Annotated in this window: 17 protein-coding genes; 10 read left to right on the top strand and 7 right to left on the bottom strand. The window is 39.0% G+C overall.

Annotation, left to right across the window (positions count from 1 at the left end; translation table 11 throughout):
- Positions 1-83: 83 nt before the first annotated feature.
- Entirely contained in the window at positions 84-1,124 is a 1,041-nt protein-coding gene (locus tag V6C71_15635; GenBank protein HEY9769901.1) for a TonB family protein, read from the bottom strand.
- Between the two features lie 420 nt (positions 1,125-1,544).
- On the opposite strand from V6C71_15635, the gene V6C71_15630 reads away from it, so the two are divergent.
- From V6C71_15630 to V6C71_15585, 10 genes are all read left to right on the top strand, one after another.
- A complete protein-coding gene (locus V6C71_15630; protein HEY9769900.1) occupies positions 1,545-2,192 on the top strand; it encodes a MotA/TolQ/ExbB proton channel family protein in 648 nt (215 codons plus the stop codon).
- Positions 2,176-2,577 (top strand): biopolymer transporter ExbD, encoded by a 402-nt coding sequence (locus V6C71_15625; GenBank protein ID HEY9769899.1) that lies wholly within the window; start codon positions 2,176-2,178, stop codon positions 2,575-2,577. Before V6C71_15630 ends, V6C71_15625 begins: the two co-directional genes overlap by 17 nt.
- Positions 2,578-2,901: 324 nt before the next feature.
- On the top strand, positions 2,902-3,252 hold the full coding sequence (locus V6C71_15620; protein ID HEY9769898.1) for a hypothetical protein: 351 nt from the start codon (positions 2,902-2,904) through the stop codon (positions 3,250-3,252).
- 196 nt (positions 3,253-3,448) lie between these two features.
- On the top strand, positions 3,449-5,662 hold the full coding sequence (locus V6C71_15615; GenBank protein ID HEY9769897.1) for a TonB-dependent receptor: 2,214 nt from the start codon (positions 3,449-3,451) through the stop codon (positions 5,660-5,662).
- A 2-nt stretch (positions 5,663-5,664) separates the two neighbouring features.
- Positions 5,665-6,792, top strand: a complete 1,128-nt coding sequence (locus tag V6C71_15610; GenBank protein ID HEY9769896.1) for a PepSY-associated TM helix domain-containing protein — start codon at positions 5,665-5,667, stop codon at positions 6,790-6,792.
- Positions 6,793-6,983: 191 nt separating this feature from the next.
- Positions 6,984-7,145 (top strand): hypothetical protein, encoded by a 162-nt coding sequence (locus tag V6C71_15605; protein HEY9769895.1) that lies wholly within the window; start codon positions 6,984-6,986, stop codon positions 7,143-7,145.
- Between the two features lie 25 nt (positions 7,146-7,170).
- Positions 7,171-7,383 (top strand): hypothetical protein, encoded by a 213-nt coding sequence (locus tag V6C71_15600; GenBank protein ID HEY9769894.1) that lies wholly within the window; start codon positions 7,171-7,173, stop codon positions 7,381-7,383.
- A 5-nt stretch (positions 7,384-7,388) separates the two neighbouring features.
- Entirely contained in the window at positions 7,389-7,607 is a 219-nt protein-coding gene (locus V6C71_15595; GenBank protein HEY9769893.1) for an AraC family transcriptional regulator, read from the top strand.
- A 167-nt stretch (positions 7,608-7,774) separates the two neighbouring features.
- On the top strand, positions 7,775-8,305 hold the full coding sequence (locus V6C71_15590; protein HEY9769892.1) for a GNAT family N-acetyltransferase: 531 nt from the start codon (positions 7,775-7,777) through the stop codon (positions 8,303-8,305).
- A 187-nt stretch (positions 8,306-8,492) separates the two neighbouring features.
- Positions 8,493-9,053: a GNAT family N-acetyltransferase gene (locus tag V6C71_15585; protein HEY9769891.1), complete on the top strand. Its 561-nt coding sequence runs from the start codon at positions 8,493-8,495 to the stop codon at positions 9,051-9,053.
- A gap of 65 nt (positions 9,054-9,118) precedes the next feature.
- On the opposite strand, the gene leuB is transcribed toward V6C71_15585, so the two are convergent.
- From leuB to V6C71_15555, 6 genes are all read right to left on the bottom strand, one after another.
- Positions 9,119-10,168, bottom strand: coding sequence for a 3-isopropylmalate dehydrogenase (leuB, locus tag V6C71_15580; protein HEY9769890.1), 1,050 nt, complete (start codon positions 10,166-10,168; stop codon positions 9,119-9,121).
- A gap of 196 nt (positions 10,169-10,364) precedes the next feature.
- Positions 10,365-10,631, bottom strand: a complete 267-nt coding sequence (locus V6C71_15575; GenBank protein HEY9769889.1) for a hypothetical protein — start codon at positions 10,629-10,631, stop codon at positions 10,365-10,367.
- A gap of 79 nt (positions 10,632-10,710) precedes the next feature.
- Complete coding sequence (locus tag V6C71_15570) at positions 10,711-12,402, bottom strand: hypothetical protein (GenBank protein HEY9769888.1); 1,692 nt, start codon at positions 12,400-12,402, stop codon at positions 10,711-10,713.
- Between the two features lie 340 nt (positions 12,403-12,742).
- On the bottom strand, positions 12,743-14,326 hold the full coding sequence (locus V6C71_15565) for an alpha/beta fold hydrolase (GenBank protein HEY9769887.1): 1,584 nt from the start codon (positions 14,324-14,326) through the stop codon (positions 12,743-12,745).
- A 24-nt stretch (positions 14,327-14,350) separates the two neighbouring features.
- Complete coding sequence (locus tag V6C71_15560; GenBank protein HEY9769886.1) at positions 14,351-16,237, bottom strand: fatty acyl-AMP ligase; 1,887 nt, start codon at positions 16,235-16,237, stop codon at positions 14,351-14,353.
- A gap of 220 nt (positions 16,238-16,457) precedes the next feature.
- The gene (locus V6C71_15555; GenBank protein HEY9769885.1) at positions 16,458-17,585 is read right to left on the bottom strand and encodes an RRXRR domain-containing protein; all 1,128 of its coding nucleotides are present in this window, start codon (positions 17,583-17,585) and stop codon (positions 16,458-16,460) included.
- Positions 17,586-18,189: the final 604 nt, after the last annotated feature.

The following is an 18,189-nucleotide window of genomic DNA, read 5'->3' as shown; positions in this document are numbered from 1 at the left end:
CCATTGAAGTATGACGTTTGAAGTCCCCCAGTCCCCTAGCCCCCTAGTCCCCTTGCTTATATATTTATTTTGTCTTACTCTTGTTAATAATTCTCTAGCCTTTCTCGAAACTTCCTTAACCGTTCTTGCTCTTCGCTTTCAGATAAAGCAGGTAAAGGTTTAGGTAGTTGAGTATCAGTTACAGGCTGTTGCGGTGCTGGCTGTTGCTGTTGCTGCTGTTGACGGACTTGTCTTTCTCGTTCTAATTGTTCTTGTTGTGCTTGTCTTTCTTGCTCTAGCTGCTGTTGACGTGCCGCTTCTTGCTGCTCTTCGCGTTCTTGGGCTGCTTGTTCTCTTCTTTCTTGTTCTTCACGGCGGGCGCGATCGTATTCTGAACCCTCTACAGTAAAATCAATTTTGACCTGAACTGATGCTACATCGCCACTGGGGAGAGAACTAAACTGCATTTGTCTGGCTGCCAACAAAGCCTCACGGTTGACTTGACTATTACTATCAGCATCGGCTAATTCTGCGCCAATTACATTGCCATTACTATCAATAGTTAGTTTGACTCCTGCACTACCTTCTACTCCTTCTAATGTAGCAGGATATTCTGGTTCGCAATTATCAACACAGCTAATTCCTTCTTCACCACTACTGGCTTCAGGACGAGGAGGCGCACTATTACTGGCAGCTACTGAATTTGGCACATCTGGTTTGTTATTACTACTTTCAGCAGAAGTCACGGAGTTAGCTGGTGCTTTAACAGGCTCCTCAATTGGCGCAGGGACTATAGGTTGCGAAGGTTCTGGAGCGGGAGTAGTTAAAACTTTTTTAGGTGCGGGTTCTGGTTCTAGTATTGGTTCTGGTTCTGGTATTGGTTGTGGTTCTGGTATTGGTTGTGGTTCTGGTATTGGTTCTGGTTCAACTACTGGTTCGGGTATTGGTTCTGGTTTGGGCTGATCGACGATAATCAACTCCATTGGTTTTTCTGCTTCAATTGGATAATCAAACGACCAACGAGGCAGAGCATAAGCAAGTATTGCATGAAGTAATGTTGAACCTGCAAAACCATAGATTAGCAGTTTGTTAAGTCGCTTTTGTTCTTGTTTACGCTGTTGAATGCAGAATTTGGAAGTAGACATTAGATTTACTTGTGAAACGTGACATCAATGGCAACGCAACTATGGATTTATAGTCAAGATTGTTATTGCTTACTGACTATCGTTTGGATTAATTTTGCCAAGCTTATCAGTATCGATCATTAACTATGCAATATATCATGCCAAGCTTTTATTGCTACTTATTATAAATAAGTTTAATTTTAATAGCGATCGCATCTCTCATCTTAGACAAAAATATTTTATTTTTCGACTCTTGAACAGTATGTTCAACAAGACTTATTTTGATTAAGTCCATTTGATATTAAAGCTCGATTTGGCTAGAGTTGAAGCTGGAAAATAGTTACAAAAATTTTAAATTTAATTGGGTGTAATTACTGATTAAATGTGATACTGTTGGAAATTGCATATTGAAAGTACTTCTCAATTAACTAGGTAGGATTCATGTCGATTGATAATTTATGGACAGCAGGAGGAATAGTAAGTATTCCGTTGCTGGGATTTTCTTTATTAGCATTGGCTTTAATTATTGAGCGGATAATTTTTTGGTGGCGAGTGAAGCAGAATCAACGTCGCCTTGTCAAAGAAGTATTATCTTTATATCGCAGCGATCGCTTTAGTGCGATCGCTCTATTGAAAAAAAATGCCCAAATACCTATTGCTCGTATCTTTTTAGAAGCGATCGAGTTGGAACAGCCGACACCCGATGAGTTTCGTTTAGCTTTAGATAGTGCGGTTCAAGCTGAAATACCGACTTTAAGAAAATTTGGTACTTGGTTTCAAACAATTATTACTGCCTCGCCTTTGTTGGGATTACTGGGTACGATTCTCGGTTTAATTCAGTCCTTTGCAGCTATGGATTTAGGTAATGCGGCTGCGACTAATTCAAGTGGTGTTACAGGAGGATTAAGCGAGGCTTTGGTTTCAACTGTAATGGGGCTGGTAGTAGCAATCTTTACCTTATTATTTGCTAATGCTTTTCGAGGACTATATCTACGGGAATTAGCCTTTATTCAAGAATACGGTGGTCAATTAGAACTGCTCAATCGTCGTTTTCATCAGGGGATCAGAGAATATGCGACCCATAAATGAACCAGAAGAGCAGTTTGATATTAACATCCTGCCAATGATTGACGTTATTTTTTCAATTTTGGCGTTTTTTATCATTTCCAGTTTATTTCTAACGCGATCGCAAGGTTTACCTGTAGATTTACCTTCGGCACAAACGGCAGAACCGAAACAGTCAGTACAGATGAATATTACTATCGAACCTGATGGCAAAATGTTTTTAGATCGCCAACCCATTGAGTTAAATCAATTAAAAGCTGCATTAACTGAGAAAATTGAACCCAATTCGGAATCGGTGGTAATTATTAATGCCGATGAAAAAGTCGAACATGGGACTGTAGTTAAGGTGATGGATCGCTTGCGCCAAGTACCAGGAGCCAAAATGGCAATCGCAGCAGAACAAGAGTAAATCGTAAATATTAATTATTCGTCACCAAGATGAACAACAATCTAAAATCCGTAGAACTATTTTTAGCTTGAGGCGTAGCCACTACTATTGGTATCTTTAGTACGCTGATTAACAACGCTGAGAAAGTTCAAAAATTACCCACAGCCACCGAATTATTAGCTCAAAGCGAAGGTGGTCAAGGCGGAGAAGGTGGGGCGGAATTAAGCCCTGGAGAACAAGCCAATGCCGATTTTCCAGATAAATTATCTGGTGCAGAGTTATTAAGCGCATTACACGAAGGCGGTCATATTATTTATTTCCGACACGCCCAAACCGAAAAAGATTATGCCGATCACGTTAGTGCTGATGTTAATGATTGTTCGACTCAACGGGGTTTATGAAGCAGGATGGCAGCAAGCCAAGGCGATTGGAGAAGAATTTGAAGCCAATTCTATTCCTGTAGGTCAGGTGATCTCCAGCCAATATTGTCGTGCTTGGCAAACTGCCGATCTGGCATTTGGTCAGTATGAAAAAAATCCTGCTTTGAATTTCCCTAAAGCTGAAGAGTATACGGAACAACAAGCGGCTCAGATGAAAGCATTTTTAACACCGATGTTAACTGCCGTACCAGAAAGCGGAACTAATACAGTTATTATCGGTCACGATGACGTTTTTGAGTCGGCGACAGGAATTTAGCCCGCTCCTCAAGGCATGGCTTATGTGTTAACTCCTGACGGTAATGGCAGCTTTGCACTTGTCGCTAATGTGTTGCCAGAAGAATGGTCGCAATTGGGAAGTAATTGAATTAATTATTTTAACTACTAACAAATAGTGAGTAACTCCTCTGAGTTTGGTAGTACAAACCAGAGGATTATGAAGGAGCAAGAGAAAAGTGAATATTAATTATTTAATTGACCTCAGTTGTTGCGGTCTAGTTGGTTATGCTTATTTTCTGCTAGCAACTAGCGTAGAAGCACAAGTAACACCAGAGCTAAGTAGAAACAAAGTTGAATCGAAAGAGAACAAGCCAATCACAACCTTTCCTACGTCAGCTAAAGATTTACTCGCACAACAAAACCTCATTACTCGTGTTACAGGAGTAGAACTAGATAAAACTAATACAGGATTAGAAGTAATCCTCAAAACCGCAGCAGGAGGACAAAGATTAGTTCCGTTAATTTTGCCTGAAGGGAATGATTTAGTAATCGATATTTTAGATGCAACTTTAGCCTTCTCGATTAGAAACGGTGTTACTAAAACCAACCCCGCACCAGGAATAAACTCAATTGCTTTAACTAAAGTAAATGATAATAGTATTGGCTTAACTGTTACCGGAGAAACCCAAACACCAAGCGCGGAAGTAATACTATCACAGCAGAATTTAGTTTTGAGTATTAACCCTGAAGCACGTAGAGCACAAGAAACACCAGATGAAGAGATAGAAATTATTGCTACAGGGGAAGGACAAGATGATTATTATGTTCTTGATGCTAGTACAGCTACAGGAACAGATACTCCAATTAAAGATACTCCTCTGTCAATTCAAGTAGTTCCTCAAAAGGTATTAGAAGATCGTAATGTTACCGAACTAGGAGATGCCTTAGAAACTGTGGGGGGTGTGGTTTCTGCTGGTGGTAGAGGGACGAGTGTTAGTGGCCCTGGTTTTCTGATTCGGGGTTTTGATGGTGAAATTTTTCGAGATGGGATTGCTTACTTTTCTTTAGCACCCCTAAGTACCAGCGATGTTGAAAGCCTTGAAGTTTTAAAAGGACCAGCATCCGTGCTATTTGGTCAAGGACAACCAGGGGGAATTATTAACCTGGTTTCTAAAAAACCCTTAAGTGAGCCGTTTTATGAAGCTTCATTTACCGCAGGTAATTTTAATACTTACCGAGGCGATCTAGATGTTTCTGGACCTTTAAATGACTCCAAAACAGTTAGATATCGTTTGAATCTATCCTACGAAAACTACGAAAGCTTCCGCGATTTTGTTAATGGAGAAAGATTTTTAGTTTCTCCTACTTTGACGTGGGATATTGGTGCTAATACTTCTATTAATTTTTATGGTCAATATGTCAGCGATCGCGAAACTACAGATGAAGGTTTAGTTGCTTTTGGGGATGGGATAGTAGATGTACCTAAAGAACGCTTTTTCGGCGAAGATTTTGGGGAGTTTGAGCAAGATCAGTTTAATCTTGGTTACACATTCAATCATCAATTTAATGAAGATTGGTCGGTCGGACATACCTTGCAATATATACAATACAATCCGAAAAGATTTGGTACTTTAACTGATTCTTTTGATGAATCGAGAGAACTCGCACGCACTGCCTATACTACTGGCGGAGATTACAATCGGTTTTTTACTAATGCTGAAGTTGTTAGTAAATTTAAAACTGGTTCGGTTCAACATCAGCTTCTATTTGGCACTGAATACCGTCACGATGCGGAAGATCCGAGTTTTCAATTTCCTCCCTATCCCTCTATTAATGTTTTCAACCCAGTTTATACAGAAGAACCTTTTGACTTTGCTCCAGAATTTTTCCGCGATGATAATGTGGATACGATTGGAGTTTATCTTCAAGATCAAATACAAAATGTATCGACACCCGATCCAGTCAATCCGCTTTTCTCGATCCAAACAGGAGAAGTAGCCAGTCGTGGGATTGAACTCAATCTAGGAGGAGAAATTCTGCCTGGTTGGAATATTACTACTGGTTATACTTATCTCGATGCTTTTGTTACTGAAGATAATACGGATATTGTAGATAATAGTCTTGCTAATGTTCCCGACAACCAGTTTAGTCTCTGGACGACTTATGAACTACAAAAAGGTAATCTCGAAGGATTAGGTTTTGGTTTGGGATTTTTGTATTTAAGCGATCGCTTTGGTGATTTGGATAACTCCTATACTTTACCTGGCTATTTTCGTACTGATGCTGCTTTATTTTACGAACGCAATAATTGGCGCGCTCAATTAAACATTGAAAACCTGTTTGATATTGACTATTTCTCTGCGTCACGCTTTGGCAATTCTGGTTCTCGTTTGAGTGTAGATCCTGGCGCACCTTTCACTATTTTAAGCACAATTTCACTGGAGTTTTAATCATGAATATTAGAACAATACGCAATCTGGCTTTTTCTCTACACCGCTATATTGGTCTGGCTGTGGGACTGATATTAGTCATTGTTGGTTTAACTGGAAGCTTACTTGTCTTCCAAAAAGAAATTGATGCTGCATTAGTTAAACAACAATTTGAGCCGGTTATTCCTCAAGAAAAAACCTTATCTTTAGACGCAATTGCTAATAACATCACTCAAGCTTATGCTAATCAACCTGATTTTAAACTAGCGCAATTCGATCTGCATTTTGACCCCAATATTTATCGAGTCCGTCTCAAAAATAGTGAAGATAAACAATTAGAAGTATTTGCTAATGCTTATACAGGGAACATTTTAGGAGAGAGATCGCGCGAGAGTACTTTTTATAGCAAAGTTTACGAACTACACTATGCTCTATTTGCTGGTAAAATAGGCACGATTCTTGTCGGTATTGCAGCTTTATTAATGTGTATCCTAGCTATCACTGGTTTAATTTTATGGTCGGGATGGCGAAATTTAATATCTGGTTTTAAAATCAAATGGAATGGTAAAACAAAACGCAAAAACTACGATATTCATAAGTTGGTGGGCATTATTGCCTTTTTATTCTTGACCTTTACTGGTTTGACTGGCTTTATCTGGAATTTTTACGAACAGACAGAATCAGCTATTTATGCCTTAACTTTTACTCCCAAACCTCCAGAAGTTAAATCTGATGTTACAAGAAAAGCACCTTTAGCTATTAGTCAAATACTCCAACAAGCTAACGCAACTATCCCAGAAGCTACTCCTACTTTTATTTCTGTCTCCACTAAACCCGATGAAGTTTTTTCTGTTTACCTCAAGCAACCTGGGGATGCTCAATATTTTGCTAATCAAGTAAAAATCGATCCCTATAGTGGCAAAGTACTGCACGTTATTAATAGTAAAACTGCTAAATTGGGCAATCGCATTTTAAATGCTTTTGTTCCAATGCACTATGGTACTTTTGGCGGTATACTGACTCGTATTTTATATGTTTTCGTTGGCTTATCTCCCTCTATTCTGTTTATGACTGGCTTGATTATGTATCGTTTGCGTCGCCGTCGTCAACCAGTTACCGAAACTAGCAGAGAACTAATTGAAAGATTGTAAAACTACCATAACCTTTGAAGCGGATATGAATCAAAAACCTTATCTACTCTACAACGGAAATTTGTTTCCCCGTAGTAGCGCGTCCAGGCTAGAATGCTGGGCTGATTCCCCCAAGCTTGGGGGTTAGGGGGCCCAAAATAATTTTCAATACCCAACAAATTAATCTAGACGCGCTAGTAGCGCTGGTTAACTTGACAGTATTTTCGTATTTTGGCACGAAATTGATCGCACTGTGGTTGCTGCTCCTTTTTGGACGGCTGATTCCTATTGAAATAAAAGTTACAGATGATATTGATGCGATCGCCAATTCTCATTACTTTTTAGCCAAAAATAATAAGATAATTTTTTATTAAGTTCTTGCTTGAATTGCTCATCGCTATGACCGTTTCTATTTCACAATCTGCCTATAACGAATTGTTCGATGAAATGTTTTTACAAGGAAAAGCACTAGAATTATTAGGATTAGTTGCAGCAGCAGAGATAGACAAAAACAATAGCGATCGCATTTACTCACCCAATGATTTGGTCGATCACATTCATCATGCTAGAGATATCTTACATCAAAGAATGGACGAGATCCTCCCAATTTAGGAGAATTGGCTCGGTTAGTAGGCTTAAATGAATGTACGCTGAAGCGAGAATTTCGTTACTGTTTTAACACAACAGTATTTGGATACTTGCATAACTATCGTATAGAACAAGCTCGGCAAGTATTAGAAATGGGTGATTGGAAGGTAGGAGAAGTTGCTAGTATGGTTGGCTATAGTAATTTGGCTGCATTTAGTAAACGATTTAAGATCAATCCCAGGGATTAACTCCGAAAAAATTCCGTTTGAGCAAATTATTGATTGTAAGCAGTTAAAAAAGTAAAAACTTAGTAAATTAAGCACCTCAACTTAAACAATGAAATATTTTTTGTTGGTGACAACAGTATTATTGGCGATCGCACTCCGTTATTAACTAATCATTTAATCATAAATTTATGGTTGTACAAGTTAAGCTCGATCTACGCCCCGCTACCTCTGCTGATTTGACTCTATTGCGATACTGGGATGAACAACCTCACGTACTTGCCTCAGATCCTAACGATGATTGGGGTTGGGAGGTCGAACTTGAACGCACCCACGAGTGGAGAGAACAATTAATTGCCGAAATCGATGGTCGTCCCATCGGATTTATTCAGATTATCGATCCAGCGCTTGAAGATAGTCACTATTGGGGGAATGTCACGGAGAATCTTCGCGGCATTGATATCTGGATTGGAGAAGAGACTGATTTAGGTAAAGGCTATGGAACAAGAATGATGCAGCTTGCACTTGCCCGATCTTTTAGCGATCCGCTGGTGACGGCTGTACTCGTCGATCCACTTGCTAGTAATACCCGCGCCCACCGCTTTTATGAACGCCTTGGCTTTCAATTTATCGAGCAGCGATGGTTTGGTGACGATCACTGTTTTGTTTATCGTCTCAACCGAGCCGATTGGCATCTTGAAAGTACAAGTATAGGGCAATAATGTATTACAGCAGTTTTTGATTGGGTAGACCACATTGATTTGTCTGAGTAATGAGTCTATCACGGATAAGCTACGCCCTAAAGGACTAGCTTCGCGTCGCAAATAATGAGTTCTACTCAACTGAAATTCGCTGTAATATTGTAGTTAAATTTAATATAGCATTCTCACTCGATCTAGAATTATTGTCATGGAATTAATCGCGAAAAGATTTCTGCTTCGAGACTTTATCGAAGATGATTTACCAGCTTTTGTGAGATATCATGACGATCCTCGTTCTTTTGAATTTTATGACCTTGAACAAGCAAAACCCTATTATGCTCGAGAGCTTTTTCAAATTTTTAAAACTTGGAGTCTAGAAAATCCGAGACGCAACTATCAGCTTGCTATTATAGATCGCCGAAACTTAAAATTAATTGGCTGTTGTGGGTTACGCCGTGCCAGTTATGATTCGGAGCGAGCGGAAATGGGTATTGAGTTAGCACCGCAGTTTTGGAGTCGTTACAAATATGCAATTGAAGTTGCTAAAGCTTTAATTGAGTTTGGGTTTTGCGATCTTGGGTTAAAGGAGATTCGAGGCATTTCTGTCAGTGCAAATCTGCGGGTTGCACGTTTAGCAAGGCGATATGGTTTTAGGGAAATTGGCGATCGCTCTGGCTCAAAATGGATGAGCGATCGAGGATGGAGTCAAATCGAATGGCAACTTACCAGAGAATCTTGGCATTTATTAGCCCAACAGCGATTCATCTGATAATCAGTTAATCTTCTCGGAAATGTTCACTAAAGTTTTAATTTGAGGCTTGATTTGGTAAAAAATTAATAATTATTGCTTGTTGACAATTCTCTGAGAAATAACTCTACTAACTCTTGGGTGGTTACGAGGGTTTCTGTATCTTGTGAGTACAAGTCTCGGGTGCGATAACCTTGAGCTAAAATCTGATTCCAAGCCTGCTGTAAACTTTGTACCGCAGCTACTTCTTCCCATTGTTCTAGCATCATCATTGCGCTAGTTAATGTACCCATTGGGTTAGCCTGGTTTTTTTTTGCTATGTCGGGTGCAGTGCCATGAATCGGTTCATAAAGACCAAATCCTACCTCATTAAGACTAGCAGAACCTAATAAACCAATAGATCCGACTAAAGCACCGCCAAGATCGCTTAAAATATCTCCAAATAAATTGCCTGCCAAAATAACATCAAACTGCTGCGGATTAATCACTAACTGCATTGCCAAGTTATCAACCAGCATTGGCTCAACAGTCAATTCAGGATATTCTTGAGCTACTTCTGCTACCAATTTAGTCCAAGGTAAATGGGGTAAAGCATTTTCCTTATGAGCTACCGTCAGTAAACCTCGTCTGGCTTGAGCTTTGTCTAACGCAACTTTGGCAATACGTTTAATTTGCCAATCATAATACTGCATGGTGTGATAACCATAACCTCCCTGTTCATCTTTTTCTCTTCCCGACGCACCAAAATAAATCCCGCTCACTAATTCTCTAACAAATAAAATATCTACTCCTATAAGGCGATCGCGCTTTAGACTAGACTTATTGATTAAACTAGGAAATGTTTTAACTGGACGGAGATTGATAAACAAATCAAACTGTTTTCTTAGTTCTAACAATCCACCTTTACTTACCGCACCAAAGAGAATACCGTCTGCTTGACTGCATAACTCAGACGTAACTTTAGGAAAATACGCGCCGTACTGCTTCAATGCTGATTCTCCAATTACGCCATTATCTACCTCTAGTTGGAAATTATGTTTTACGGCTACCTGTTGCAAAATACTCAGCGTCGCTTCTACTACCTCTAAACCAATTCCTTCTCCTGGTAAAGCTACTATCTTATAGTGTTTGCTCATTATTTATTTTCAAGTCACGACAGTCTAGAAATCCTATTTACAAGGTTAATTTGTCTTAAAGCATGGTGCATTTTCTACTTTAGTTGATCGAGTCTATTTAGGATCTATTTGAAGTAACTATTATCTTCTTTTAAGTTTATTCTTGGCTAGGATTTTCCCTTATTTGATCGGCATCCATAACAGATGCTTGACCAGTTTACTGATTAAATAGGCAAAGCATTTGTCCAACTTGATTATTCATGTGGGGTTGTGGATATTGTCCCTGTACCAACAATGCCTCATAGCCTATGTCCGAAAAGCTAATTATTTTTCCCCTAAGTTGTGAATTGCTTAATTTACTCGCTTTAAGGCAACTTTTAGTGACTTTTTGATAATATTCTGACCAAGCATCTGGAGAAGAAGCTAAGGTCGGAACTCCGCTAAAGACAAAACTGCCAACCATAACAATAAATAATCTTTTCATCTTTTTTCAGACTTAAATAGTTTCTAACAATTAAAGAGAGCTCTATTTTCTATTTTATTGCATATGCTAAGTAAAATTGTTACTTAATAATACAAGCTGTATTAAAAAGAATTAAATCTTCAGTAGATATTACTGTGCAAGACTGTATAAATCTAGTCAAAGCTGGTGTACTTCCAGATTCCAATTGTGCGATTGCTTTTTTCGTTTCTTCTGACCAGGAACTATTTATCAACCAATCTTTCTCTAATAAGTATTCAGGAGTAAAAGCATTTTTATCTATTAATAAATAATCTAAATCGTATTTTCTGATAAAAAACTGCAAAATTTTAAGATTAGCACTATATTGAGCCTGTAATAAATCAACAGTTCTTTGCTTAATCTGATTATAGTAAGCGGGATGATAAGCATAAGCAAATTCATCTCCTACTAAAATTGAGCGCTGAGAAAAGGCGGGAATATTATTAGCTTCTGCACTTAAAGATGCGACTAAAATATCTTTCGGCTGTTGGGCTAAATACTGATAAATTTCTGGTGCTGTACCCACTTGCCAGTTTTGAAACGAACTAAATATATAGGGTACAGCAGGAACAACAATTACTGTAATACTAAAGATAATAATTAAAGCAATTTTGATTTTATCGAATAACTTAAAAGATGTTTTAGCTTGAAGCTGGCGATTAAACCAATTTTTACCTATATCTATTAATATTGTTAAGACAATTGCCGTAGCGATCGCCATTATAATACGCAAACTATGATAGGTAAAACGACTAGGCAAATGTAGCACGGGCAATAAAATATGCGCTAGCGCAAACATTAATAAAGATGCAATAGTAACTTGGTTTAAAATGGCAATTTTGTTGGTAATCAGCTTAATAACTGGCAACTTAATTATTAAGATCCAAGGTAATCCTAAACTACACCAAACTATAGTCGGAAATAGAGGAAGATCTAAACCGCTATTTCCAAAAAACCAATATTCAAACCAGCCACTACCAAAAATAGGAGTTCTACCACCAGGATTAAACTCAGGCATTTGCTGCATTTGTTCGGCGGTAATCACAGTAGCTAGTTCAGGGGGTTGCTGAGTAAGCGGATATAGCGCGATCGCTGTAATAATCAAGCCTAAAATCCACCAAAGATAAGGTTGCTTATCAGCGGTAAGTTTAATTGAAAAGCTCTTTTTAAATACTAATAATCTTAGAGTCAATACAACCATTTCGATTAATAATATATGAGGATAAAATAAACCCTGCAATAACATTAATACAAGACAAGGAATTAGCGAATTTATGGTTAAATAATATAAAAATGCCGCCAAAAAAGGATAAATAAAAGCTCTGGGGGTTGCCGAAATCAGATCGTCATTGAGCCAGATAAGTTGATTAACCAATAGACTAGCAAGAAATGCACAGCTAGCCCTTGGTAATATTTTTAAAGTAAATAAATAGATATACACAGTAGTTATTATTGCTAAAATTACTGGCAAAATTTTCGCTAACCAGACTGGTTCAAAACCAACCTTGGCAGTCCAAAAATACAAGGCTTCAAATCCCAGAGGAGCAAGACTTTGAAAATAGTCAGCAATAAAATCGTTGGGAAATAATTCTGAATCGATATACTTCTGCAACCAAATTATGTGCTGTCTAATATCATCTTGAACTATATATTCTTGGCTAAAAGCGTGGTAATAAGAAAGCAACCCATAATAAAGAGTAAAAAGTAAACTTATTCCTAACCACCAATAGTAATTTTGGCTGCTTTTTTTCATTTATTTACAACATATTGACTAACTTTTTTTCCGATAGACAATAGATTAACAAATTCTTTTCAAAAACTTAGATCTGGTTGGTAAGCAAATCAATCATCCGTGTTCATCTGTGTTTATCTGTGCGGTATGCTAAAGCATATGCCCTAAAGGACTAGCTAGCGCGTCACGCGCTAGCTAGTCCTTTAGGACGCCGAGGACGGACGCGAACTTCTAATCCTTTAGGGGACTTTTATATAGCAATAGTTAGAAAAAGCTATTAGCCCTAAAGGATTAGCTCCTTACGTCGCGTCCCGTTAGCTATTAGCTATTAGCTTTTAATATGAGTGAAGGCAAGAGATTTTTAGTCTGACATATCTCGTAGAGGCGAAGTCGGTTCAATTAAATGAAGTTCATAAGGTTCTTGTTCAATTGCCTGAATATATTCTGAACTTAAATAAGGTTGGTATTGTTTATTACCAGCCAGATAATTTTGGAAAAAAACTAAAGATAAAATATTTTGATATATTTTAGCCACTTCAAAAGCTTTTGCTTGACTCGATCGCTGCTCATTTGATAAAGTAACGTTAGAGTGGGGTAGATTTTGAGAAATTACCAAATAGCGATCGCCACTTTTTAAAGCCTCAAATAATGGTACTTGTTCTTTTAATAAAGAAGTCAAGAAATCTCGGTCAACAACCTGCCACATAATCGGGATAGATATTTTAGCTAGAGTTTCTCGCTCAAAAATACTGTTGCCAAAAGGCACAAACATAAACGCAGCCTGAATCCGTTCGTCTTTGAGCGAGTGCTTTTGTCTGGGTAATTCCAAAGCACGGCATTGATACAAAATCGAAATATTCAGCAAATTCAGCGGTTGAGCGCAGGCTTGTTCTAATTGTTCAAAATCGATCTCCGCCCCTGCCAAAGAAAGAGCGGTTGTCCCGCCAATAGAATAGCCAAAAAGACCTACCTGTTTTAGATTAAGCTGATTATTGCCATTTTTTTGATTAATTTGCTCTAATTCGTCTAGTATATAGCTAATATCGAGGGGACGGTCGATAAAATCAGTGGCATCAAAGTTCTCTTGATATAATCCTTTTAAAAAAGCTTTTTGGCGGTAGCGATCGCTTCCTGGATGATCGGGAATAACTACCCCAAAGCCATAAGAAGTTAAATAATTGGCTAACTCATCAAAGCGATCGCGTTTAGCACCCAAACCATTAGAAACCACAATTACGGGAATAGTATCGGTTTTGCCTTGTGGTAAATAAAGATCGGTAACTAAATTGCGATCGCGAGTGCGATCGTAAAATTCTAAAGTTTGTTTGCTAGTTTTATATACTCCCAGCTGTGAAAACTCAGGGACGTTTTTAGAATCAAATTTTGCGCCTGGGCGATTATCTTCTAAGCCAGCAATAAAATCCTTGGTGTTTGCTTCTGCATCAGCAACTTGTTTAACCAGCTTAAGTAATTCCTCTAGGTTGAGTTGAATATCCGTCGGAAAACGCTTGAGAAAATCAACCAAATTAATTCCTTCAGCAGATGCAGCAGTTTGTACCACCGCAGCACGCAAACCATAAAAACCATTGAGATAGCCAGGTAGCTGAATAATCTCGCCAATGCGTTGCAACATCCTAATTCCTACAGAAGTACGGGAATAACGATAGACTAAGACAGGATCGACATCGTAACTCTGTTGCAGAAATTTCTGTAACTGCGTGGTTTGCTGCGGCGATATGCGCTTGAGATAAAAATTCAGACTATTGCTTACCTTTCCGTCTTTAGCAAAGGATTCAAGATCTTTAACTTTGAGGTTAAAACCCAGCAGACTGTAGTTAAAATCAATTCTCTCGGCGGGGATAGCCGATTGCGCGATCGCAACTGTAATTAAAATCGCGATCGCCAATAAAAAACCATACTTAATACTTTTAAACCTCTTCAGCATAAATATTTATTTCTTAGTCCTTGCTTATAACCATTTACCCAGACTGTTCATTCTTAAATATAAAGTGCGTCGCATTTTCCCTCTGGCGATCGCCGATAACATTTTAAGATAGGTCAGGGGATTTGTATATCTCTGGAATAACCCAGTCACATCACTCTTGGTTACATCTTTGAGATACCATTGTTGACAAACCTCTAGGCTTTCGTCAAGAAATTTTACCTTACAAGCACTACGCTGCACTTTGCCACTAGAAGTTTTTGGCATGCTACCTGGTTGCAATAAGACAATGCCATAGATATCAATAAAATGCTGTTGAAATATTGACCAGCGGATCGCTTCTACTACTTCATCCATTACCAAAGATTTACGGTAAGTACGCTTTATTTCTTGAGCAACGATCAATCTGGATTTATCCGACACCTCCACTGAGAAAGCTGCGCCACAGTTGGCTTTTAGTGCAGGATGACACTTTTCTACTGTTTGTTCAATATGCTGGGGATAGTGATTGAGTCCCCAAAAAACCAAAATATCATGCAAACGACCAGTAATATATAGTTCACCGTCGCTAATAAAACCTAAATCTCCTGTCCGTAAATACTGTTTACCATTGAGGCTAGCCTGAAATGTCTGCTGGGTTTTTTCTGGTAGCTGCCAATATCCCTGTCCGACACTAGATCCTGAATACCAAATTTCACCTATGCGATCTGGCTGACATTCAGTTAAAGAATCAGGATCGGCAGTGCTTTTGGCTAGTTTAGCGATCGCAATTTTGCCATCAAGCCAAGGATACCCCGCACTAACAAAAGTCTTTGTCCCTAGTTGGGGTTTGTCTCTAGTCACCACCTTGTTTTGTTCTAAAGCAATTGTGTCTAAATGTTTAACCGCAGGAGATTTAGCTTTATCTCCCCCCGTCATCATTAGAGTAGCCTCCGCCATGCCATAACAGGGATAAAATGCCGTCGATTTAAAGCCACAACTGGCAAATTTACGGCTAAATCGTTCCATAGTTGCCGTTTCTATGGGTTCTGCTCCGCAAAACGCTACTTCCCAGCTACTTAAGTTTAATTGCGCTGCTTGTTCTTGCGTAACGCGATCGCACAATAAATCATAAGCAAAATTTGGTGCGCCACTAGTAGTCGCTCGATATTTATTAATCGCCTGTAGCCAAAGAATCGGCTTTTGCACAAAACTAACGGGAGACATCATCACACAAAATGCTCCCATATATATCGGCTGGATTACATTTCCAATCAAACCCATGTCGTGAAACAACGGTAGCCAACCAACCCCAACCAAGTTTTTAGTATGTCCAAAAGCCTGTTTTAACATCTCCTGATTCTGCATCAGACACCCGTGGGTAATCATTACTCCTTTAGGTTCACCCGTAGAGCCAGAGGTATACTGCAAGAAAGCCAAAGTAGCTGAAGTTATATTTGGCGCAGTCCAATTATTAACCTGAGTTTGATCTATCTTGTCGGTGTTTAAGCAATGTAGCGCAGCATTTCCCCACTTAAATAGCTGGGTTTTTAATTTGCCCAACAAACTAGATTCAGTCAGGATAACTTCTGCACCCGCAGATGCTATGCGAGTTTGCACCTCTACCGTAGTCAGGCGGTTTTTTGGTGGATGACAGGGTACAGCTACGACTCCAGCATACAAACAGCCAAAAAAGGCAGTAATAAACTCTAACCCGCCATTATAAGGGTATACCAGTAGAGCTCTAGAGCCAGGCGCAACTAATTGCTGTAATTGAAATGCGATCGCTTTTGCCTGACGATCTAATTCTTGATACGTCAGCCTGATTTCCTTATTTTCACCATCTTTAAGGAAAATATAAGCTGTATCCTCACTTTGCGATCTAGCTCGGCACTGCAATATTTCAACAATGTTAGACTCTAACTGACTAGACATATTATGGCTGCTGTTTACCCAATGCAAATTAAACCATAATAGCAATACATAATTTAATTCAGAAGTATTTGCAAATCATAGCTGTAACAATTAAGCGAGATAATTATTTTTTTGAGCGATCGACAATTTTGCCTTACTGTTTCAACTGTTCTTCGGCTCGGAGTCCCGCCTTCTATCGCCAAGGATGTAGCGATGAGGGTCGGGAGGAGAGCCGACGAGGTTATGCGACACATAGTCCATTGCTCCTTTTTAATAAATTTGTTTTTGAAACTCGAAACTGCCCATACCTTTTCCAGTTGTGGTCGTAGATAGCAACAACCTTATTTACTTCTGAATAGCCACCGATATAACCTTTTATCGTTACTTTTCCTTTAGTAGCTTGAACCAAATCGCCACTTCTAAATCCAAACGGGGTAACAGTTCCGCCCTTGCGCCTTCTTATTCCACCTTTGTTTGGATTCTCAAAGTGCAGTTGTCTTCTATACAGTTGAGGATGAGATATTATTTTGAACGGCGCATTAGTTAATTGAATTGAGCCAACCCAATGATGTCCACGAGAATTGGAAGTATGAAAAGCTTTGTATTTCATAAATCTACTAGCAGCCAAGGCAATAGCATCATTGCCGTGTGCTGAAACATTTTGAGAGCTTTTATCTTTATTTTTTGGAAGTCCTAACTGCTTGCGAATAATTGAAGTCTGCCAACCTTCTAATTTGTAGGTAGGCGCAACCTCAGACAACCATTGCAGCATATATTTTTGTCCGACCATTACAACGCTAAAGCCTTTACCAGAAAGGGCTTTTTTTCTACCAGAAGTTAGGTCTACATCTACCTTGAGATATTCATAAACAATCTCAGAAACAGGAAAAATTCGAGTTAGTTCTTTAATAATTCTGAGTTCAAGCTGTCTTGAGGCGCGTATACTTGGAGGTAATTTATTTCCTCTACGATTATTAAATCTTTTTTGGCGATGAGCGCGAAGCTCAAAGGGTAAATTGCGATTAATACGTCTTCCTCGTCTGGCTCGACGCAATATTTTTTGTGCTTGTTTCCTGGCTACTACCCGTTTGAACGGTAAAATCAAGTTAGCAGTAAACAGTACGGCTTTTTGTGAAATACAGGCACAGCCCGACCAAAATTTACCTGGATCTATAGCAGCTACAATTTTTTGAGTTTCAGCCCCAGATGGCTCTTGTAGTAACTGTACGCAGAATACTTTAAGATCGTTCCATACGGACTCTGCTTTACCCGCAGCTATCCATTTTCTTGCTCGTGCTGAGGTTGTCGGCATAAGCGGTTCACCTGATGGTGATAAAACTGGTACTCGTGTAGTTGGTTGTTTTTTCATTTAGGTATAACCCTGTATAAGTTGTGTGTCCCTTCCAGCACCTAATCCAAAATGTCCTCTCCTAAAGCGACTACTCCCAGTAGTCTTGCAGATAAACCAATCGAGGGAAGTGATTGGCAGTGCGTATCAGGATTAGGCTAGTGCTGTAGTGCAACTCTTAGTTGGGAACTGGGATTCTCAAGCCCGATCTGTACCGCTCCTTGCGGTCAGAGTCGGGTAGTTGACGAAATGGTTCAAAGAAGGTTTAGATATTAATTGTATAAGTTATACTGCTTCGTCTGAGATCTCGCTATATAAAAGTCTCCTAAAGGATATGCCCTAAAGTCTTAACTCCTGACTCCTGACTCCTGACTTTATGCGAAGCGGTACCCTTTAGGGCTGTCTTCGTTTAGGACTGCATCAAGGAATGATTGACTGGCTTACCAGCTATGTTTATATTTTTGATTAAGCACTCGAAGTAAAGATTAAGACACGTCTATTAATAGCTAACAGCTAACGGGACGCGACGTAAGGAGGACGCGACGTAAGGAGCTAATCCTTTAGGGCTAATCCTTTAGGGCTAATCCTTTAGGGCTAATAGCTTTTTCTAACTATCGTGAATATA

Origin of the sequence: Coleofasciculaceae cyanobacterium, from assembly GCA_036703275.1 — a bacterium.
GTDB lineage: Bacteria > Cyanobacteriota > Cyanobacteriia > Cyanobacteriales > Xenococcaceae > Waterburya.
The sequence above is the reverse complement of the archived record's forward strand: the minus strand, read 5'-3'. Positions and strand labels throughout refer to the sequence as shown.